Annotated in this window: 23 protein-coding genes and 1 rRNA gene; 23 read left to right on the forward strand and 1 reads right to left on the reverse strand. The window is 49.0% G+C overall.

What is annotated here, in order from left to right:
- The first annotated feature begins 6 nt into the window (after nt 1–6).
- Nucleotides 7–123 (forward strand): 5S ribosomal RNA (rrf, locus tag K7P76_RS31055).
- A gap of 55 nt (nt 124–178) precedes the next feature.
- Here rrf and K7P76_RS31060 read toward each other — a convergent pair.
- On the reverse strand, nt 179–706 hold the full coding sequence (locus tag K7P76_RS31060; protein WP_232189990.1) for a transposase: 528 nt from the start codon (nt 704–706) through the stop codon (nt 179–181).
- Between the two features lie 158 nt (nt 707–864).
- On the opposite strand from K7P76_RS31060, the gene K7P76_RS31065 reads away from it, so the two are divergent.
- The 22 genes from K7P76_RS31065 to K7P76_RS31170 all read left to right on the forward strand — a co-directional run bounded on the left by K7P76_RS31065 (nt 865) and on the right by K7P76_RS31170 (nt 19,752).
- Nucleotides 865–1,050: a sigma factor G inhibitor Gin gene (locus K7P76_RS31065; protein WP_232189991.1), complete on the forward strand. Its 186-nt coding sequence runs from the start codon at nt 865–867 to the stop codon at nt 1,048–1,050.
- A 117-nt stretch (nt 1,051–1,167) separates the two neighbouring features.
- Entirely contained in the window at nt 1,168–2,649 is a 1,482-nt protein-coding gene (locus K7P76_RS31070; RefSeq protein ID WP_232189992.1) for an aminotransferase class I/II-fold pyridoxal phosphate-dependent enzyme, read from the forward strand.
- A 21-nt stretch (nt 2,650–2,670) separates the two neighbouring features.
- Complete coding sequence (wsfD, locus tag K7P76_RS31075) at nt 2,671–4,128, forward strand: glycan biosynthesis hexose transferase WsfD (protein WP_232189993.1); 1,458 nt, start codon at nt 2,671–2,673, stop codon at nt 4,126–4,128.
- Between the two features lie 27 nt (nt 4,129–4,155).
- Complete coding sequence (gene tmk, locus K7P76_RS31080) at nt 4,156–4,785, forward strand: dTMP kinase (protein WP_232189994.1); 630 nt, start codon at nt 4,156–4,158, stop codon at nt 4,783–4,785.
- An 82-nt stretch (nt 4,786–4,867) separates the two neighbouring features.
- Nucleotides 4,868–5,197 (forward strand): cyclic di-AMP receptor DarA, encoded by a 330-nt coding sequence (gene darA, locus K7P76_RS31085; protein WP_115995932.1) that lies wholly within the window; start codon nt 4,868–4,870, stop codon nt 5,195–5,197.
- Between the two features lie 22 nt (nt 5,198–5,219).
- Complete coding sequence (locus K7P76_RS31090) at nt 5,220–5,663, forward strand: YaaR family protein (RefSeq protein ID WP_232189995.1); 444 nt, start codon at nt 5,220–5,222, stop codon at nt 5,661–5,663.
- Nucleotides 5,664–5,675: 12 nt separating this feature from the next.
- Nucleotides 5,676–6,653 (forward strand): DNA polymerase III subunit delta', encoded by a 978-nt coding sequence (holB, locus tag K7P76_RS31095; protein ID WP_232189996.1) that lies wholly within the window; start codon nt 5,676–5,678, stop codon nt 6,651–6,653.
- 2 nt (nt 6,654–6,655) lie between these two features.
- On the forward strand, nt 6,656–7,456 hold the full coding sequence (locus K7P76_RS31100; protein WP_232189997.1) for a PSP1 domain-containing protein: 801 nt from the start codon (nt 6,656–6,658) through the stop codon (nt 7,454–7,456).
- Between the two features lie 42 nt (nt 7,457–7,498).
- Nucleotides 7,499–7,861: a DNA replication initiation control protein YabA gene (gene yabA, locus K7P76_RS31105; protein ID WP_373692548.1), complete on the forward strand. Its 363-nt coding sequence runs from the start codon at nt 7,499–7,501 to the stop codon at nt 7,859–7,861.
- 792 nt (nt 7,862–8,653) lie between these two features.
- A complete protein-coding gene (locus K7P76_RS31110; protein ID WP_232189999.1) occupies nt 8,654–10,024 on the forward strand; it encodes an ABC transporter substrate-binding protein in 1,371 nt (456 codons plus the stop codon).
- Nucleotides 10,025–10,172: 148 nt separating this feature from the next.
- Nucleotides 10,173–11,054: a carbohydrate ABC transporter permease gene (locus K7P76_RS31115; protein WP_232190000.1), complete on the forward strand. Its 882-nt coding sequence runs from the start codon at nt 10,173–10,175 to the stop codon at nt 11,052–11,054.
- A gap of 18 nt (nt 11,055–11,072) precedes the next feature.
- Nucleotides 11,073–11,909, forward strand: coding sequence for a carbohydrate ABC transporter permease (locus K7P76_RS31120; RefSeq protein ID WP_232190001.1), 837 nt, complete (start codon nt 11,073–11,075; stop codon nt 11,907–11,909).
- 33 nt (nt 11,910–11,942) lie between these two features.
- Entirely contained in the window at nt 11,943–12,782 is an 840-nt protein-coding gene (locus K7P76_RS31125; protein ID WP_232190002.1) for an amidohydrolase family protein, read from the forward strand.
- 23 nt (nt 12,783–12,805) lie between these two features.
- Entirely contained in the window at nt 12,806–13,645 is an 840-nt protein-coding gene (locus tag K7P76_RS31130; protein ID WP_232190003.1) for an amidohydrolase family protein, read from the forward strand.
- 18 nt (nt 13,646–13,663) lie between these two features.
- A complete protein-coding gene (locus tag K7P76_RS31135) occupies nt 13,664–14,767 on the forward strand; it encodes a mandelate racemase/muconate lactonizing enzyme family protein (RefSeq protein ID WP_232190004.1) in 1,104 nt (367 codons plus the stop codon).
- Complete coding sequence (locus K7P76_RS31140; protein WP_232190005.1) at nt 14,764–15,501, forward strand: amidohydrolase family protein; 738 nt, start codon at nt 14,764–14,766, stop codon at nt 15,499–15,501. Before K7P76_RS31135 ends, K7P76_RS31140 begins: the two co-directional genes overlap by 4 nt.
- 1 nt (nt 15,502) lies before the next feature.
- Nucleotides 15,503–16,276 carry an amidohydrolase family protein gene (locus K7P76_RS31145; protein WP_232190006.1) on the forward strand — a complete coding sequence of 258 codons (774 nt, stop codon included), beginning with the start codon at nt 15,503–15,505 and terminating at the stop codon, nt 16,274–16,276.
- Complete coding sequence (locus tag K7P76_RS31150; protein ID WP_232190007.1) at nt 16,273–17,043, forward strand: creatininase family protein; 771 nt, start codon at nt 16,273–16,275, stop codon at nt 17,041–17,043. Before K7P76_RS31145 ends, K7P76_RS31150 begins: the two co-directional genes overlap by 4 nt.
- A 3-nt stretch (nt 17,044–17,046) precedes the next feature.
- Nucleotides 17,047–17,424 carry a RidA family protein gene (locus tag K7P76_RS31155; protein WP_232190008.1) on the forward strand — a complete coding sequence of 126 codons (378 nt, stop codon included), beginning with the start codon at nt 17,047–17,049 and terminating at the stop codon, nt 17,422–17,424.
- Nucleotides 17,425–17,443: 19 nt separating this feature from the next.
- The gene (locus tag K7P76_RS31160) at nt 17,444–18,481 is read left to right on the forward strand and encodes a Gfo/Idh/MocA family protein (RefSeq protein WP_232190009.1); all 1,038 of its coding nucleotides are present in this window, start codon (nt 17,444–17,446) and stop codon (nt 18,479–18,481) included.
- Nucleotides 18,462–19,127, forward strand: a complete 666-nt coding sequence (locus K7P76_RS31165; RefSeq protein WP_232190010.1) for an RraA family protein — start codon at nt 18,462–18,464, stop codon at nt 19,125–19,127. The genes K7P76_RS31160 and K7P76_RS31165 overlap by 20 nt, the downstream gene beginning before the upstream one ends.
- Nucleotides 19,114–19,752, forward strand: a complete 639-nt coding sequence (locus tag K7P76_RS31170) for a carbohydrate-binding family 9-like protein (protein ID WP_232190011.1) — start codon at nt 19,114–19,116, stop codon at nt 19,750–19,752. The genes K7P76_RS31165 and K7P76_RS31170 overlap by 14 nt, the downstream gene beginning before the upstream one ends.
- The last annotated feature ends 91 nt before the right edge of the window (nt 19,753–19,843 follow it).

Consider the following 19,843-nt stretch of genomic DNA (forward strand, 5'->3'; position numbering starts at 1 on the left):
ATCTGGTCTGGTAATAATGGCGGAGGGGTTCCACGCGTACCCATCTCGAACACGACCGTTAAGCCCTCCAGCGCCAATGGTACTTGGACCGCAGGGTCCTGGGAGAGTAGGACGTTGCCAGGCCGGAGATCAAAGAAAAAGCACCCGCGAAGGGTGCTTTTTTGTTATGTACGATAATCTATTGATGATAATAGGATACTTCTTTGGACTCCAAACGGATGACACCATTGCTTCGTTCGCGCCGTAACGCTAATAAGAGTCGGATACGCGGAGTCAGCAGCCATAAATGCCAGTAAAGCATTGAGATAACAAGAGAAGAATGGGCCCAGGGATAGAACAGTCCGGCAATGCAGCAGCCTACGAGGAACAGATGGAAGTGTAGACGACGGAAGAGGGACAATTGCGTATCCATGATGGGCAGCGGACCGATCCAAGGCCAATCTCGGCGGAAGGTCCATCTTTTCTCGGAAAGCTCATCTACCCGACGTAAGGTTATTCTTAAGACGAGCGCATGTACGAGTAACATCAGAATAATAGCAAGTACCGTATAGATTATACCAAGCCATCCGTAGATTAAATATAAGGCCGAAACAACCAATAAAGCAGTAGCCATGTAACTATACTTACTTTCTGGGCGTAGTGCTATTTTGCGAATGAGTTTATAATTATAGAAGGTTGGGTCATTTATTGCTGGTGAGTTGCTCATCCTTAACTATCCTCCCGGACACGAAACATGCTCTGTTCATTGTATCGGTCTGAGACGGGCGGAATGTTATGGTTTCTATACAATCCTCGCTATGAATACGTATATTTTCATAGAATTCGGACATAATAGATGCATCAATAGGAAGGGCAGGGAGGTTCATGGAAGAAATTGAACGAAAGACCTGCATCGTTTGCGGCGAGCCTAAAGAAGAAGGTATCACGATTGTAACCGAATTTATCTGTACGTCATGCGAATCGGAAATGGTTCAGACAAAAGTAGAAGACGAGAGATATCCCTTTTTCGTTCGGCAGCTGAGGCAATTGTGGGTTCGGTTTCATGCTTAGCGGACAGGGATCAGGAGCGTCGGGGCCTAACAAGGCTTTGGCGCTTTTTGCTGATTAAATTTGGCAGAAGATATCGGACTTGATACAATGGGAAAAAATCGGGTTGGAGGCATGAAGGTGACGAATACGGCTTTAGATAAATATAGAGCGCCTCTATACGAAGCGCTGGATGCACATGCTCGTCTCGAGGCGCGGGCCTTTCATGTTCCTGGGCATAAGCAGCATGCAGCGTGGGAAGACGAGCTGGCAGCTTCATACTATGGCTCCGTGCTCGCGCTCGACTTGACGGAGCTGTCCGACACCGACGATTTGCATCATCCGGAAGGCCCATTAGCGGATGCTCAGAGGCTTGCAGCGGATTGTTGGGGTGCGGATGAAACCCGGTTTCTTGTCGGGGGGAGCACTGCAGGTAATCTGGCGATGATTATAGGAATATGTGATCCGGGTGACTTGATCATCCTTCAGCGTAATGTTCATAAATCCGTTATCCATGGATTAATGATGGCGGGAGCGAGAGCTGTAATGTTACCTCCCGATATTGATCCGGTATCCGGATTAGCGACTGCACCAAGAGATCAATTATTGAAAGCTGCGTTAGAGCAATATCCCGAAGCCAAAGCCGTCATTCTCTCTGCCCCCAATTATTACGGAATGAGTCCCGATCTGAATTCGCTAATACAACTTGCTCATGAATATGGGATACCCGTACTTGTTGACGAAGCGCATGGGCCCCATTTTGGTTTTCATCCGGCTTTTCCAACTTCTGCTCTGCACGCTGGCGCGGATATAGTCGTCCAATCGACACATAAAATGTTATCGGCGATGACGATGGGCGCCATGCTTCATATGCAAGGAAATCGGATTCCGAGGGAGTCCGTGCGTCAAGCACTTACGATGGTGCAAAGCTCCAGTCCTTCTTTTCCCATTATGGCATCGCTGGACTTGGCTAGAAGACAGCTTCATACGTTAGGCGCAAATGCTTTTCATTCGGCACTCGAAGCGGTGGAACTCGTCACGGCCCAATTAGACAGTACGCCATTCCGAGCATTGGGGTATGGGGAATATGCGAATAATGAGATCACTTATGACCCGCTAAAATTAGTTTTGTTCGATAAGTCTGGAAAGCAAAATGGTTTTGAGCTTAGAGATGCGCTGCTGAAAAGGAAATGCGTAGCGGAAATGGCCGACTCACGTTGTGTTGTTATGGCATTCGGAACGGGATCTACTCTTTCCGACGGAGAGAGCTTGATGGCCGCCTTAAAAGATATTGCGAATCATACATACACAGGAATCATCCCATCCATAACGAGAGAAAATAATCCTGCTTTACAATCTAATAATGAGATCCACATCCCCGAACCCATTGTGTTCACACGTCATATCTTTCCCGTGCAAACCGTTCCTCTTGACCATAGCGTAGGATTAACGGCTGCGGAATGGGTAATTCCTTATCCGCCGGGCATACCTGTCCTTTACCCAGGAGAAACGATTACTTCGGACATCGTGAAGCAATTACAACATTGGAAGCATGAAGGCGCGCAAATCCAAGGAGCGCAGGATCCCGAGCTTCAATTCATTCAAGTACAGTCGAAAACCTGAGAAATAACAAAGGAGATTGTAATGATTAAGAAGGGTAAAGATATTCGGACTATTGTTGCGTGGATAACGGGTATAGTCGCGGGCGTTCTTATTGCGAGCTTAATCATGACATCTCCGGTTATAGGCATAGCGGATAGCGGTGATTTCGGCCGCGTGTTAGGGGTTACCGGGTTGTCGGTGCTGAACCGAAACGAGTCGTATTATGAACAATATTTCCATTATGCGCATCAGCATTTCGGTTATGGGGGTTATACGCTCGGCGGGTATATTTCCACGCATGTCATACTCGTCGCCGGTGCAGGATTAATCGGAAGAATCATTAACGGCGAGGCGTTTGATATCCGCGTTCTTGGAGTTTGTTATTCGATTTTATTCATATGGGCCATCGCCCTTATGGTTAAGAATGCACCCCTAACGAATTCTCGAAAAAATACGATCATCTTGGCGATTGTTATGTCGCTTAGCTTGTTGTTCGTATTCGGGGATATCGGCTATTTGGCGTATTTTCAATCCTTCTTCGGTGAGCCGTACGCCCTCATCGGCATGCTGCTCATGGTTGCGTCAGCGGTAGCATTAGCTTCAACGGATAAACCGACAGGTAGTCTTCTAACGTTATTCGTTATCGCTGCATTCGCTGTCGCCACTTCGAAAATACAAAATGCGCCCCTCGGTTTTGCTTTTGCTTTGCTGGCTTGGAGAATGTATGGCTTGCGTACGGATAAGAGATGGAAACGCCAAGCTTTGGTCGGAATAGTCGTGCTTGTTCTCGGCTCAGCGCTGATGATTGCGGTAGCACCGGATCGGTTAAGGAATACAAACTTATACCAGTCTATTTTCTTCGGCGTGTTGAAGGATTCACCGGATGTTGCCCGGGATATGGAGGAGCTAGGAATACCCAAGAAGTATTCCGTGCTGGCGGGAACGAATTATTTTCAGAAAGATACGGCTATTCCGCAGAGCGACCCCGTCTTGAGAAAGGAAGTACTGGAAAAACTGAGTCATAAGGACATCGCCTTCTATTATTTGCGGCATCCTTCGAGATTTATGCAGAAGCTTGATCGTGCCGCGGCCAACGCTATGTTTATACGGCCGTATTACCTGGGTAATTATGATCAATCCGCGGGGAAGCCGCCCGGTGCAATCATCTATAAGTACAGCGGGTGGAGTCAGTGGAAAGTCGAGCATATGCCGCGCAAGTTTGCGTGGTATTTGGGGACGTACATTTTGTACTTTGCCGTTCTAGGAATCCTCTGGTGGAGCTCCTCTTCTCGAAGGCGGCGGCTGGTGGTTGAAACCATGGCCGTTGTAGCGATTGCGGGGGTATTTTCATGTATCGTACCTTTAATTGGCGATGGGGAGGCCGATTTGGGTAAGCATCTGTTTATGTTTAATGTCTGCTTTGATATGATGGGAGTAAGCGCGGTAATGGCGGCAGCCTTCGGGCTTGCGAAACTCGCTGAACGGCGAAAGCGGACATAAGGGTCGACTTTGAAAGGGGAAACAGCAGTGCGAGGCGGATTATTCATCACGATAGAAGGCGGAGAGGGCGCTGGCAAAACAACGCTCATACACGCATTGGCGCACAAAGCGCAGACATTGGGCCATGAAGTGATGATTACACGGGAGCCGGGGGGTATTCCGATCGCGGAAGCGATACGTGCGGTGATCTTGAATAAGGAAAATACGGCTATGGATGCGCGAACGGAAGCTCTTCTCTATGCGGCAGCCCGTAGGCAGCACTTAGCCGAGAAGGTTATACCCGCCTTGCAGAAGGACGCAGTGGTCATATGCGATCGATTCGTAGACAGCAGCCTCGCTTATCAAGGACATGCACGGGGATTAGGGATAGAGGCGGTGTGGGAAATTAACAGGTTCGCTACGGAAGGCTGCATGCCGGATTTGACGCTTTATTTGGATTTGGATCCGGAAATCGGATTGCAGAGAATCGAGCAGAACGGCGAGCGCGAGGTCAACCGTCTTGATCTGGAGAGCTTGGCTTTTCATCGAAAGGTTAGAGAGGGTTATAAGCTCGTAGAAGCTCGATTTGCAGATCGGTTTGTCACGATAGACGCTTCGGAGTCGCCAGAACGGATTGTCGAAGAAGCTTGGAAGCATCTGGCGGGAAAACTCGTATAAAAAGAGGATTTTAGCGTAAGCGTGTCCAATTTATATAATAAGCGACAGACCCCATTAATGAGATTAGAGGAGGGCCTGAACAATGAAATTACTTATTGCGGTCATTCAAGATAAGGATAGCAACCGATTGTCGAACGCGCTTATCAAAGAAGGGTTCCGGGCAACCAAGCTGGCCAGCACCGGAGGGTTCCTCCGTGCGGGCAATACGACCTTCCTCATCGGAATCGAGGACGATCGGATTCAGAGCGCTTTAGACGTTATACGCGCCAATTGCAAAGTGCGCGATCAGCTTGTCACGCCGGTGTCGCCTGTCAGTGGAGCCGCGGATTCCTATATTCCGTTTCCGGTCGAAGTGCAGGTTGGTGGAGCCGCCGTGTTCGTGCTTCCAGTCGAACGTTTCGAGCACTTTTGATGTGGCCGGGCGGTGAGCGGAGATGAAAATCCAAACGGGCTTCTATCCCGTCAATAAGACGTTGCAGCGCGGTGAGTCGGCCAACAGGCCAACGCAAGCGCAAAATTTCGGAGACTTCATGCAGCAGAATGAAGAGCAGCGAACTCACGAAGAGCTTCAGCGGAAATTGGAAGATATCCGTTTGCAGGGAGATCGGTTAACCCGTTCCATGACGGTTCGGGAGTTGGTACTGTACCGGCAAATGGTTAAGGTTTTTCTGGAGGATACCGTTCGTCGCGGTATCGCCTTGAAGGAGACGAAAGGCTGGGACCGGCGCGGTCGCGGCAAACGATATAAATTGCTGGAAGAAGTCGATGCGATGCTCGTGAGCATGGGGGAAGAACTGCTGCAAAGCGAAGAGGGCAGAATAGATCTTCTTCATAAAGTCGGCGAAATTCGCGGCATATTGATTAACTTGGTTTTTTAAGGAGTTCGTTTCATGGGTTTTCAACAAATTGCGGGGCAAGATCGGGCGAAAGCCTTGCTGCAAAACGCACTTGCCTCTAAGAAGATCGCACATGCCTATTTGTTCGCGGGCCCCGTTGGTTCAGGCCGCCGAGAAATGGCGAATGTATTTGCCCAAGCCTTGTTCTGCGAGAAGGGCGGGAACGACGCGTGCGGCGAGTGCCTGGAATGTCGGAAGGTACTGCATGGGAACCACCCGGATCTGCATCTCGTCGTTCCGGACGGCGCAACCGTGAAGATCGAACAGATCCGGGCGCTCCAGCGTGAGCTTTCTTACCGAAGCGTGGGGTCGGGCTATAAGGTTTACATCATAGAAGGCGCCGAGACCATGACCGTACAGGCGGCGAATAGTTTGCTTAAATTTCTAGAAGAACCTCCTTCACCGGTTGTCGCGATTCTCCTCGCTCCTAGCGCGCAAGCTGTACTCCCCACGATTTTATCGAGATCGCAGCTCATTGCTTTCGTTCCGGGAGATCGGGAAGCATTGGAAACGGCCCTAGTCGCGGAAGGGAAACCTCCGCTTCTGACACGTGCCGCGGTGAATCTGGCATCCGGTCTGAATGCGAGCCGTAAATTGGTAGATGAGAATTGGTTTGCAGATATCCGAAATGTAGTGATACAATTGGGAAAGGAGAATCCGTCCCGGTTCACTGCGAGCCTGCTTCAAGCGCAGCAGCAGGTTTTTAAAACGGATCTCTCTGAACATGTCGAAACTTTGCTGCAGCTGTTAGCTTTGTGGTATAGAGATATGATTTACGCAATGACTGACCGCCATAATCAGATGGTATTCCCGGATCAAGGGGAGTGGATCTCGAAGCAAGCCTGGAGCCGATCTATCCAGTCATGGGTAACGGTAATGGAATCTGCGCTGACGGCGGCTAGACGTATAAAAGCTCATGTGGCGCCGCAATTAGCGCTCGAGCAATTTCTGGTGAACGTGCGGGAGGGATAGATTTGTACGATGTGGTGGGAGTCCGCTTCAAGAAAGCGGGCAAAATCTATTATTTCGATCCCGCCGAGCATCCGGTATCCAAAGATCAGCATGTCATCGTGGAGACGGCGCGTGGCGTAGAATACGGCAAAGTCGTTGTTGGCCCGAAGACGGTAGGTGAGTCGGATGTCGTTCTTCCTTTGAAGAAGGTCATTCGTGTGGCGGGCGATCCAGATGCCAAGGCGGTTGAAGAAAACCGCGGAGCAGCGAAAAACGCTTTTACCGTTGGACTGCAGAAAATTAAGGATCACGCGCTTAAGATGAAGCTCGTGGACGTGGAATACACGTTTGACCGGAACAAAATCATCTTTTATTTTACGGCTGAAGGGCGCGTCGATTTCCGGGAGTTGGTCAAAGATTTGGCCGGCGTATTCCGGACCCGCATAGAATTGCGGCAAATCGGCGTACGGGATGAAGCTAAGATGCTCGGCGGAATCGGTCCGTGCGGGCGTGTGCTCTGTTGTTCTTCGTGGTTAGGCGACTTCGAACCGGTCTCCATCAAGATGGCTAAAGACCAGAACTTATCGCTGAACCCTACGAAGATATCGGGCTTGTGCGGCCGACTGATGTGCTGTTTGAAATACGAGCATGACAATTACGAGAGTGCCAAGGAAGAATTGCCTGCGGTTGGCAAGACGGTTGTCACATCGATGGGTGAAGGCAAAGTCGTAGGCATTAACGCCGGCAGTCGCAGCGTACACGTTCAGTTGTTCGATCTTGGCAAAGTGAAAGAGCTGCCATTTGACGACGTCGTCATCAAGTGAAGTAATCGACACAATCGGGTGCCTTGAGGTGGATAGTTGTTCATGAAAGACATTTTCCTTCGCGTGGATGAACTCGAATCGCATTTGGGAACCGTACATGAAGAATTCGGGAATCTCAAGCTGAAGATCAAGGAGTTGTTGGAAGAAAACCAACGGCTTAGAATTGAAAATCAGCAGTTAAGAAAAGTACTCAAGCGGGAAACAGAACCCGCAGTAGCCCTGGAAGCGGTGGAAGAACCGGCTGCCGCCAAGGGAGACAAGTCACCAATGGTGATGGGCGTTGGAGAGGGCTATGATAATCTAGCCCGACTGTATCACGAAGGCTTCCATATCTGTAATGTGTACTATGGACATTTGCGAATGGAAGGCGATTGCTTGTTCTGTTTATCTTTCTTAAGTAAATAAGTGAACGTTGCGAATATCCGATAATGACGCCGCTTTTCCTAATGGGAAGGCGGTTTTTTCTTTGAGTGAAAGGTCGACAGGATTGGAAACGATCGTGGAAATCGACCGTCAATTGGAGTCGATACGCAGGGAGAAGCAGTTGATTGAGTTCCTGATGCGGGATGATTAGCAAGAGAAAGAGCAATCGGATTCCATATATTTTGTATATAAAACAAAAAGGAGTTAAGTGGTCAAATAGAGAAATATACAATTGACATTTTGCAAAATAAGCGATATATTTTGTTTATATAAAACAAGATTTTATATATAAAATAAATTCAATCCCATTAATGATCACAACCAAAGGGCCATGATGCGAAAACAAACCGTTTTCAGCGCGATATTTCAAGCAACTAATGAAAGTGCATACCGAAAAGTGAGCTTTGGTTTTTTATTGGGACCTCTTTTTATCGTGTTGACCGCGTGGCATAAATGTAATCCAGTCTATATCTTAAAATCAATTTTTATATAAAAACAAAAGGTTTTACAAATTAACTAATTATACTCGAACTGGAGAGGGTATATATGTAATTAAAATATGACGTGTTGTTTTTTCGCAAATGGCTTATCCTGTACAGTCTTTCCAGAAACAATTTTGAGAATTTTCGATTAATTGTTTTATATAGAAAACAAAAATGTTACTATTTAAGGAGGTGGTTGGGAGGAGGGTCAAGGCGGTTGGACCCAATACTTGCAACCGTGCGGCAGTGGGAATCAACGTTCTTTGGATAAACAAATCGGGAGGGTTACGAAATGAAAAATGCAAAAGTATTTAAAGCGTTAAGCCTGATGTTGGTTTGTATGCTGTTTGTTGTAGCCATTGCGGCTTGCGGTGGAAACAACAATAATAACGCAAGCAACTCCCCAAGTGCCAGCGCAAGCGAGTCGTCGGCAAGCCCGTCCGAATCGTCGTCGGCTGAACCGTCCGTGGCGAAGCTGACCGGATCGATCGAAGTCGGTACGTTGTACGAGAATGATCCGATCGAGAAAGCGGTAGCCGATGAAATCATGAAGAACAATCCGGGTACCGATATCAAGTTCACATTCGTTAACAGCAAAGCGAGACCTGCTATCGATCAACGTTGGAGAGCGGGAAATCCGCCGGCCATCGATTTCCAAATTTTCAACGGCATGATTGCGAAAACGCATGAGTTCGTTGATCAAGATAAGCTGCTCGACTTGACTCCTTACATGGACAGTCCTGCTATCGGTCAAGATATGTTATGGGGAGATTCCTTCTTGCCAGCCATCAAACCTCTTCTTACTTACAACAATAAAATTTACAGCGTGCCAACTAACGTTTCCGTCTTCCTTCTCTATTACAACAAGAAAATGTTCGAAGATCTGGGAATCAAGCCTCCGACAACTTGGGATGAGTTCATGACAGCAAGTGAAACGCTCAAACAGAATAAGATTGATCCGGTGGCGGTTACGGGAACGTTCAATCCTTATATGCAAATGTGGTCGGATTACCTTCTGCAACGCGAAGCCGGTTACGATGAGACGGTAAAAGCTATCCGTGCCGGCGGCTTCAAGGACAATCCGAAGTTCCTCGATGCAGCGAAGAAACTCGAAGATATGGTCAAAAAAGGCTACTTCATGAAGGGTTTTAAAGGAACCGACTTCACCGCAGCGCAAATGGCTTACGTTCAGGGCAAAACTGGCATGATACTGATGGGAAGCTGGTTGTCCGCGGAAATGAAAGATTCTACACCGGCGGATTTCCAAATGGGAGTTGTTCCATTCCCGGCTACGAACGGTGCAGGAGATCAGCATGCGGTATTCGGATCGGCAATCATGTTCTCTATCGCCAAATCCGAGAAAAATCCTGAGCTCGCTATCGAATATGCCAAACAGCTAACGAGCAAAGCGTCCCAGACGAGAATGGTCGAAGAGCAAAACTCTATTCCTTCCATTAAGGGCGTTGAAATTTCCGACAAGGTAATTGGATTGAAAGATGCGCTCTCCAGCGGCGACATGGTTATGCGTTACTTAGGTCTCGAGAATGACACCGATCTAAACAATGCATACGGAATCGAGGTATCCAAGTTAATGTTTGGCAAAAGCACGGCAGAGCAATTCATTGACGGCCTAGATACAATCGCTAAGAAATTTGCAAAATAAGAAGATATTAAGCTCCTAGGAGCTTACGGACAAAACGTTATCTTAGTTCGGGTGTGCCCGGTGGTGCAGGTGGTGCCCGCCGGGCGACATCCCTTCGTTGGTTTATACCTGCCCAGAAGAATTCGGGCTATTAAAGGAGGAGACAGGATTGTTCCAATCCGCCAGGCGTAAGTTGATTCTGCCTTTTCTGCTCCCGGGACTCGCGTTTATCGTTGTTTTTTTCATCTATCCCGTTATTCAGAACATCGGTATTTCCTTTTCCAATTGGAACGGAATTTTCAGAACGAACGGATATGTGGGCTGGGCTAATTATAGTAGGTTGTGGGAAGATCCGTACTTCCTCCAGGCAGTCAGAAATACGTTCCTCTTCTTCGGAACCATGCTTGTCTTAATGTTTCCGATCATGTTCTTGCTTGCGATCCCCTTGCACGCGATTAAGAGGGGTAAATATATTTTTCAGTTTATGATTATTGCTCCTGTCGTTTTATCTGTAACGGTTGCGGCGGTATTGTGGAAGTTCCTATACAACCCCAATATGGGCCTTATCAATTCGGGATTAGAAGCGCTTGGATTGGAATCGATTACGCGAATATGGCTTGGAGACAGCTCGACGGTATTGGTCGCTGTCTCGGTGGCATCCATCTGGCACGGCATCGGCACATGGGTGGTTCTGCTCATTGCTGGGCTCGATAGGATTTCACCTGATCTGCATGAAGCAGCTAGCATCGATGGAGCGACGGGATGGCAGTCCTTCTGGAAAATAACGTTCCCACTCGTCTGGGATGTTCTGAAAACGTTGATCATCCTGGCTTTCATTGGCGCTCTGCAAACCTTCTCCTTCATCTATATCATGACAGACGGAGGGCCGCAGGGAAATTCAGAAGTAATGGGCTCTTATCTGTACAAAATGGCGTTCACCGGCAACAATTTCGCTTATGGGGCTGCGATGGCTCTTGTGATGGCTGTATCCATTCTCGTCTTCAGCTTCGTCGGCAATCGCCTGATGAAGCGGGATTCGATCGAGTATTAGGCAGAAAGGAGGGGGAGTATGACCGGAAAATCGAAAGGAATGCGCTTGGCTTATGTTTACCTAAGCTTGTACAGCGTTTTTAATTTACTGGTTTTCGTGTGGATTTTCCTCACGGCAATGAAGGGGCAATCGGAGTTTTTCGCTACAAGCCCCTGGTCGCCGCCCGAAGCGTTTAACTTAACGAACTTCAAAGAAGCGTGGAAAGTCGGACATATCGGTGAATTTTTCGCTAATAGCGCCTATGTGACGGGAATATCGACCGTGGTTTGTCTTGTTGTGTCCAGCATGGCGGCTTATATACTAGGAAGGATTCCATTCCGGGGCAGAGGGATTGTTCAATTGGTATTCATGCTCGGGATGATGGTTCCGCCGTTCATGATCGTTATTCCTTTGTTCTCCGTATTAGACAGTTTGTTGTTGTTAAATAGCCTAAACGGATTAGTTCTGGTCTATGTGACGATACAAATTCCGATGAACGTTTACGTGCTGACAAGCTTCTATAGAAGCTTGCCAACGGAATTTGAAGAAGCTGCGGCGATTGACGGAGCTTCTCCGCTCCGGACGTTCTTCACGATTATGATGCCGCTCACAATGCCGGCATTGGCCGCATGCGCAATTATTAACATACTGGCTTTCTGGAATGAGTTTCTCTTCGCGCTTGTTTTCTTGGGAGACAAGACGAAGCTGACTTTGCCAATTGGCTTGTTCTATCTCAACCAAGGTGCGGAATATTCGGGTAAGTGGACGATACTGTTCGCAGGGATGGCAATTAGCTGTATCCCTGTACTCCTGCTTCTAGCGTTGTTCCAGAAACAATTTTCCCGCGGCATATCTCAAGGAGCGATTAAATTATAGGTCTCGCAAGCGCAATCAGAAGGAGAGGGCCGTATGGTATTTGATTGTCACACGCATTTGGCGGAGAAGGAGCATATATCTGGTTCGTTTCTAAGCGATGCGCAGCAAGCATGGGGTTCAGATTTCCGTCTTGCCTGCACTCCTAAGGAACATCGCGAGGCGATGAAGTCGTGCAGCGGCGCAATCATTCTAGCATTGGACGCTCCGTATATTGGCTTCAATGTTCCAAACGAATATGTAGCTGAATATGTAGCCGAGGATCCAAGCCGTCTGTTCGGCTTCGCCAGCGTTGATCCGAACCGGATCGGGGCGGATCGTTTGCTAGAGTCGGCGGTGAAGGAGCTGGGGCTCAAAGGGTTGAAGCTTGCTCCCATTTATCAGAACTTTCACCCGTTGGACAGCATGGCGTACCCGGTCTATGCTAAAGCTCAGCAATTGAAGCTGCCGGTTATGTGGCATCAAGGAACATCGTTCGTGCGTGAGGGGCCACTGGAGAAGTCAATGCCGGTGCTGCTTGACCCGGTCGCTCGTTCGTTTCCCGAGCTCAAGATGATCATCGCTCATCTCGGTCATCCTTGGATGGGAGAAGCGATAGCTACCGTTCGGAAACATGCAAATCTATTCGCGGATATATCGGCACTCGGGAGTCGCCCTTGGCAAATGTATCGTGCACTAATTGAAGCTGTGGAATACGGCATCGAAGACAAGCTGTTGTTCGGCACTGATTTTCCTTTCTTTAATGTCGAGCGGACGATCACGGCATTAATGGGCCTGAACGGTATGTTGGAGGGCACGAATTATCCGCGTATCCCGGAGCGGGTTATCGACAAAATTCTAAATAAAAACATTCCTGAAGCGCTTGGCTTAGTTTAAACAACGGAAGCGAGGGGCTCCTCTTGATCTTTGATTGTCATACCCATCTTATAGAGAAGGAACATCTGACGGGAAACTTCCTAAGCGACGCCCTTCGAGTAGGGGGACAAGATTACAACATGACTAGTACTTATTCCCAACATAGCGAAGCGATGAAAGATTGCTCGGGAGCGATCGTACTGGCCGTTGACGCTCCTTATATTGGCTTTAATGTACCGAATGAATATGTTGCGGAATACGTGGCCAAGGATCCAACCCGTATGTTCGGTTTCGCTAGCGTCGATCCGAACCGAATTGGAGCGGAGAATATTCTGGAGAATGCGGTTAGGGAGCTGGGATTGGTCGGGCTGAAGCTGGCCCCCATCTATCAGAACTTCCACCCGCAAGCGAATATCGCTTATCCCGTATATGCTAAGGCCCAGGAGCTGAAGCTGCCGGTCATGTGGCATCAAGGAACGTCTTATCCTTCACAGGGTCCACTAGATATTTCCCGGCCCGTTTTCCTTGACCCAGTTGCTCGTTCGTTCCCGGATCTAAAGATGATCATCGCGCATCTCGGCCATCCCTGGATGGGAGAAGCGATAAGTGTCGTACGCAAGCATCCGAACCTGTTCGCGGATATATCCGCGCTTGGCAAAAGGCCATGGCAAATGTATAACGCGATGATCGAAGCGATTGAGTACGGCATCGAAGACAAGTTGTTGTTCGGGACGGACTACCCAAACTTCACCGTCGAACAAACGGTCGACGCGTTGACGGGGTTAAACCGTTTGGTCGAAGGCACGAATTTACCGCGCATTCCCGATCGAGTAATCGACAAGATCTTGAACAAAAATGCGCCTGAAGTGCTGGGGCTTGTATAAGGAAGGGGTTTACCCGGAATGAAGATCGTGTCCGTAGAAGCAGTTCCCGTCAATTTGCCGTTTCAGGAGCCGGTAAGCGATAGCTGGGGCAAATACGAGTCTTCCAATCACGGTATCGTCATTGTTCGGAGCGATTCCGGAGAGTACGGAGCAGGCGAAATTGCGTTCGCCTGGTTCGGAGGAGCTTTCCGCTTATGCGATGAAGTGAACGAGATGTGGGCACCGCGCTTGATTGGAATGAGTATATACGATACTGCAGGAATTATTGCTCTATTAGACTCTTTCTGTCCGTTCTCCAAGCGGCACTTGTTAGCAAAAGCCGGCGTAGAGATGGCGGTTTGGGATCTTATCGGGAAAACGTTACACGTACCCGTCTATCAATTAATTGGCGGCAAACAGAGGGATAGATTAAAGCTGACGGGCGGTTTTCCGATGGGTTCGGTTGACCGGATGGTGGAAGGTGCCGTACAGCGGGTTTCCGAAGGGTATAAGGAATTAAAGCTGAAGGTTGGCCTGGATGATAACAGGGACTTGGAAGCAGTTCGCTGTATAAGGGCAGCTATTCCCGATCAGATCCAATTGCGTGTCGATGCTAACATGGCTTGGAAAAACGCAAAAAGGGCAAAGGAACTTATCGACGAGATGGTGGAGGAAGGCGTGGGTATCGTGGAGCAGCCGTTGCCGGACACGCAGCTTGCAGATTTGGCGTGGCTTCGCGACAATACGAGGGCGCTCATCTTGATCGACGAGGGCGTATGGGATGTGCATGATGCCAAGAGAAACTTGGATAGTCGGGCGGCGGACATGCTTCATGTCTATATTTCCGAAGCGGGAGGTATCGCGGGCTCCAAATCGATCTTCGAGCTAGCGGCTTTGCACGGCACGGATTGTACGATCGGTTCGATGCCTGAAGGACGAATAGGTGCGGCGGCTTCCGCTCACGTAGCGGCGGCGATGCCTAACTTATCTAATCATGCGTCGGATATCCGCGGTTTTACCGCTTACGTGCAGGATGTAACGAACGAAGACTTGATAATATCAGAAGGTTACCTGCAAGTTCCGAAAGGTCCCGGCCTCGGGGTAACGATCGATTTCGATAGATTGGAGAAGATGAGACGATGAAATGGATCGATGCGCACTGCCATGTCGGTCAAGGAATCATGAATGGGTTAGATGCGGATAAGCTGCTAGCTGACATGGATCGGCTCGAGATCGAGCAGGCGGTCATCTTACCATGGGACCGGGCGATTGCGGTCGACAACGAAGAGGGTAACATGTTCACCCTTGAATTAGCGGCTAAATATCCAGACCGTCTGATTTCTTTCTGCACTGTAAATCCTTGGTTTGGTTACCGGGCTTTAGAGGAAATCGACCGGTGTGTCGCGCTTGGAACGAAAGGTTTAAAGCTTCACCCGCCTTATCAAGGCTTCCAAATTTCAGATCCGTTCGTCTTGCCTATCATCGAGAAAGCACTTACCTATAGTTTGCCCATTTACATCCCGACCGGTACACCAGTTGCCGCGATGCCAATGCAGCTAGCTTATGTAGCCGATCTATATCCGGAAGGCACGTTTATACAAGGGCATTTCGGGTTTCCCGATTTCTGGATCGACTCGATTCCTTCGGTCGAGCATCGGCCGAACATTTACGTGGACATCGCCTACAATGCGATATCCACAATTGAGCACGCGGTGAAGACGCTTGGCGCGGAGCGGGTTTTATTTTCCTCCGATGCTCCGTATCTCTCTCTCGACAATGAGATCGATAAGCTGTTGTCTCTCAGCATAACGGAGGAAGAGCGGCAATTAATTGGGCGAGACAATATGAAGGCGATTCTGGAAGGAGGGAGACGGTAAGATGATCATCGATTTTCATACGCATTTCAACGGCGGCGTTTATTCGGAGAAGTCAGATGCGGAGCACTTCATTTCAGTCATGGGTAAGAATGGGATCGAGAAGAGCTTATTACTTCCCTTTGACGGCTTCTTCAGCGATTTTCGCGAGGACAACGATCTGGTATCGGAAATTGTAGGCCGGTATCCAGAGCGGTTCGCGGGGTTAGGTACGATCGATCCTAGGCAGGGTGAGACGGCCTTGCGTGAAATCGACCGCTGTCTGGATGAGACAAATCTGATCGGCTTCAAATTCCATTCCTGGCTGCAGGCATTCGGTCCGCTGGACGTCGATTTCATGAGGCTAGCTGAAGAGGGGAACCGGCGCAAAGCATTGTTTTTCTTTCATGACGGAACACCGCCTTACTCAGAGCCGTTCCAACTGGCTGAGCTGGCGAAGAGGTTTCCTGATTTGACAATCGTACTCGGACATGCAGGTTTGCCCGATCTGTGGCACGAATCGATGCTGTCGGCGCTTAAATACGATAACGTCTGGCTCTGTTTCTGCGGCACGCCCTTCTGGGGCATGAAAGAAATGACCGAACGGATGAACGGGGAACGGATCGTATGGGGCTCCGATTATCCCGCCGCCAAGGAACAGGATATTCTCGAGAGAATCAAACAGGTGAAATACTTGCCTTGTTCCGACAATATGAAGGAAAAAATCTTATATAGCAATGCCGTCGAACTGCTGCGCAAATACGAGAAAAACAATCCGGTGGTAGGTGGTTCCCGTTGATTTTTCATCAAATGACTTGGCAAGAGCTGGGGAACGTCAATTGGAACGAGACTGCGGTAGTTGTTCCGGTAGGGGCAACCGAGCAGCATGGCCCGCATCTTCCCGTTGATACCGACACCTTGATCGTGACCCGCCTCGCAGAGGAGTTAGAGCGCCGCAATGCCGGATCGATGCTGCTGACACCTACCGTATGGCTCGGTCACTCGCCTCATCACCTTTCGTTCGGCGGAACGTTGTCGCTCTACCATGAACCCTATATCGCCATGATCGTCGGCATTTGCAAGTCGTACATTTCCATGGGGGCACGCAAAATTTGGATATTGAACGGTCACGGAGGAAACCGTGTTCCGCTCTCCATCGTCCTGCAGCAATTAAAGAATGAAAACCCGGATCGTATCGTGGCTTCCGCGGAGTATTGGAATATTGCTAGGGGAGAAATCGGCGCCATCCGCGAATCGGGCTTCGGAGGACTCGGCCATGCTTGCGAGATGGAGACTTCCTTATATCTATATATGAAGGAATCTGGTGTTCGACAAGACCGGATACAAGATGATGGCGAGCAAGCGGAAGGCTCCATGTTCCGTTCGGAAATGCAGCACGGCAGCACGGCTTCCCGCGTTATCAACTTCGATGAGATTACTTCTTCAGGAGTTTTCGGCAAACCAACGTTGGCTAGCGCTGACAAAGGACGTCGGTTTTACGAAGCGATATCGGAACGGTTGGACGTCTTTGTCAAAGAATTTAATGCTATAGGAAAGCGGGAATAACCCATGACTAAACAAGCGATCGAATCCTCTCATGTTGCCAAACCTTTCGGTGCGTATTCCACGGCGGTGCTTAAAGGAGATATGCTTTTCCTTTCAGGACACGGGCCGTTCGACGAAAATCAACAACTGATTGGTAAAGACGATTTCGCCATTCAGACACACAAGACGATGCAGAACATCCGTTACGTTCTTGAAGACAATGGCTTTCATATGGATGATATTGTTCGTTCAACGGTCTATCTAAGCGATATTTCTCATTGGGTGACCTTTAATGAAATATACGGACAGTATTTCAATCCGCCTTATCCCACACGCTGCGTGGTGGAATGCAAGCTTAACGGATTCATGGTCGAAATCGAATGCACCGCAATCAAAGGCTAGGGAAGGAGGCGAGTAGCCGGTGAACGACAAGGTTCGGCTCGCTGTCGTCGGTTGCGGGGATATTGCTGTTACCCGCCATATTCCGACGATTATGAATCACTCGGAGACTGAGCTTGTCGCGCTTTGTGATTCCGACATCACTCGCGTTAAGCCTCTAGCTTCCCAGAATGGAGTACGGTCATGCACGGACGATTACCGTACGCTGTTAACCGATGATGGGATCGATGCCGTCATTGTTGCGACGCCTCCATGGGTGACCCCTAAGATCACGATGGATTTTCTAAAGGCAGGGAAAGACGTGTTATGCGAGAAACCGATGGCTCTCGATCTGGAGACAGCCAAGCAGGTTTCACAAGTGGAGGAGGAGACGGGAAGAAAAGTGCAGATTGGCTTTACTTATCGGCACGACCCGCTGCTGGAGAAGCTCCGGGATTGGATCCGAGCAGATCGGCTAGGTTCGCCGCTCGTGTTCAGACTAGGCATATACGATGAGATATGGGATCCGATCGGGAATCCGGAACATTATGATCGAATCCATAAGACGATGGAGCACGGCATTCCGTCCATTCATGATGGAGCACATATTGCGGACTTTCTGAACATGTTAACGGATTCTCCAGTTTCCCATGTGGAAGCTTTCGGATTGCAAAGCCGACCGGAATTCCCGACATCGAACTATGATACCTCCGTTATTCGTTTCGCGAACGGTGATATGGCTAAGCTGGAGATTAGTTGGTTTTACCCGGTATTTCCTCAGGGGGAGTTTGAAGTTCTGGGACCAAAGGGCTTAGCTGTATTTGATCGATTCAAGCGCTATGTTGAACTCAGAACAAGAGAGACGACGGAGCGAGAGGTGCATGAAGAAGACTGGTGGGAAAGCTGTTTCCGCATTCAATTGGATCGATTCGTTGCGGGAATTCGTTCGGAGCATCCGTTTGTTCCTGGAACGTCGGAGGGCATATACAGTCTGAGCTTAACCAAGGCAATCGAAATATCCATGGAGCGGAATAAAAATCTATTTTCAGGAGGAATAAACAATGGAATATCCAAACGATAAAACTCTCTTTGAAGTCATGAAGGATAAATTGTATACGGGAGTCATCTGCGATAGTATGGATGAGATCGGCTGCAGAAATCAAGCGATGCATGAAAGCATTCGCCCAATCCATACAGATATGATTATCGTAGGCAGAGCCAAGACGATCTTGGCCGCGGACGTTTATTATATTCACGACAATCCCTACGAGATGGAGATCAATGCACTTGATAGCATTAAACCGGGAGAAGTTGCCGTCGTCTGCACGAACCAATCGAAGAACAATGGGATATGGGGGGAGCTGCTATCGACGGCTACCCTGATGAGAGGCGGAACGGGTGCGATCGTCGAAGGCCTGATCCGCGATACGAAACAAATATTAAAACTCGATTTTCCAGTTTTCTGTACCGGGTTCAAACCCGTGGATTCCAAGGGGCGGGGTATCGTCATTGATTACGATTGTCCGGTAGTCGTGGGCGGTATTCAAGTATATCCCGGAGATGTCATATTCGCAGATATCGACGGTGTTGCGGTTATTCCTAAAGCGCTTGTGGAACAGGTCGTAAGCAACGCGCTTGATAAGGTGGAGCGGGAGAACCATACGCGCAGGGAACTGCAGGAAGGAAAGCTGCTGAAGGACGTCTACGAAAAATATGGGGTTCTCTAGACCGGTTTATGGATGCGCGCGGCGGGAGATCGGACGATTTCCCGGTTTGCGCGATGAGATTTGGTTATCCTTGCCGTTCATGGAGTTGAAAGAAACCGAATCCGGTGGTCCTCCACGCTTAGCGACTGCGGTACAAGCTTATTGGAGCCAAGACAGAAGCAGCATCTGTTTCCGCTTCGTTGGAGCGGACGACGGGATTGTAAGTACATTTTTGGAGCATGATGACCCTTTATACATGGAGGACGTGATCGAGCTGTTTCTCAGCGAGACGGGCAGTATGAACCGATATAAGGAATTCGAGCTAAGCCCGGCGAATGTGAAATTCGATGCCGATATCATCAATGACCTGAAGAGCGATATCCAGGTAAACAGAAGCTGGCATGCAGCAGGCTGGCGAACGGAATTTGATATCGATCAAGCCCGGTCTGGATTTGTGTCCGTGTGGGAAATCCCCTTCGAATGCTTTGAGGTAGGCTGTCCTTCTCCGGACGACCGGTGGACAATGAATTGTTATCGGATCGACCGCAGCGAAAGGTTCGGAGACGAATATTCTGCTTGGTCGCCGACAGGCAAAATTAATTTTCATATCCCGGAATGTTTTGGTTGGCTATTATTCGAAAAATGAACGGAATTCATCATATGGAAGGGATTTCGCCAACAAATATCGAATATCCTTATTCAGGAAGAAAAGAAGATCCGGTCTTGCCGGGAAGAAA

Origin of the sequence: Cohnella silvisoli, from assembly GCF_021190915.1 — a bacterium.
Classification (GTDB): Bacteria; Bacillota; Bacilli; order Paenibacillales; family Paenibacillaceae; genus Cohnella; species Cohnella silvisoli.

Coding starts and splice junctions, on each gene's coding strand:
- K7P76_RS31145 (WP_232190006.1), top strand. CDS start 15,503: ATGATCATCGATTTTCATACGCATTTCAACGGCGGCGTTTATTCGGAG.
- yabA (WP_373692548.1), top strand. CDS start 7,499: ATGAAAGACATTTTCCTTCGCGTGGATGAACTCGAATCGCATTTGGGA.
- holB (WP_232189996.1), top strand. CDS start 5,676: ATGGGTTTTCAACAAATTGCGGGGCAAGATCGGGCGAAAGCCTTGCTG.
- K7P76_RS31060 (WP_232189990.1), bottom strand. CDS start 706: ATGAGCAACTCACCAGCAATAAATGACCCAACCTTCTATAATTATAAA.
- K7P76_RS31090 (WP_232189995.1), top strand. CDS start 5,220: ATGAAAATCCAAACGGGCTTCTATCCCGTCAATAAGACGTTGCAGCGC.
- K7P76_RS31170 (WP_232190011.1), top strand. CDS start 19,114: ATGGGGTTCTCTAGACCGGTTTATGGATGCGCGCGGCGGGAGATCGGA.
- darA (WP_115995932.1), top strand. CDS start 4,868: ATGAAATTACTTATTGCGGTCATTCAAGATAAGGATAGCAACCGATTG.
- K7P76_RS31065 (WP_232189991.1), top strand. CDS start 865: ATGGAAGAAATTGAACGAAAGACCTGCATCGTTTGCGGCGAGCCTAAA.
- K7P76_RS31110 (WP_232189999.1), top strand. CDS start 8,654: ATGAAAAATGCAAAAGTATTTAAAGCGTTAAGCCTGATGTTGGTTTGT.
- K7P76_RS31120 (WP_232190001.1), top strand. CDS start 11,073: ATGACCGGAAAATCGAAAGGAATGCGCTTGGCTTATGTTTACCTAAGC.
- wsfD (WP_232189993.1), top strand. CDS start 2,671: ATGATTAAGAAGGGTAAAGATATTCGGACTATTGTTGCGTGGATAACG.
- K7P76_RS31155 (WP_232190008.1), top strand. CDS start 17,047: ATGACTAAACAAGCGATCGAATCCTCTCATGTTGCCAAACCTTTCGGT.
- K7P76_RS31135 (WP_232190004.1), top strand. CDS start 13,664: ATGAAGATCGTGTCCGTAGAAGCAGTTCCCGTCAATTTGCCGTTTCAG.
- K7P76_RS31140 (WP_232190005.1), top strand. CDS start 14,764: ATGAAATGGATCGATGCGCACTGCCATGTCGGTCAAGGAATCATGAAT.
- K7P76_RS31125 (WP_232190002.1), top strand. CDS start 11,943: ATGGTATTTGATTGTCACACGCATTTGGCGGAGAAGGAGCATATATCT.
- K7P76_RS31165 (WP_232190010.1), top strand. CDS start 18,462: ATGGAATATCCAAACGATAAAACTCTCTTTGAAGTCATGAAGGATAAA.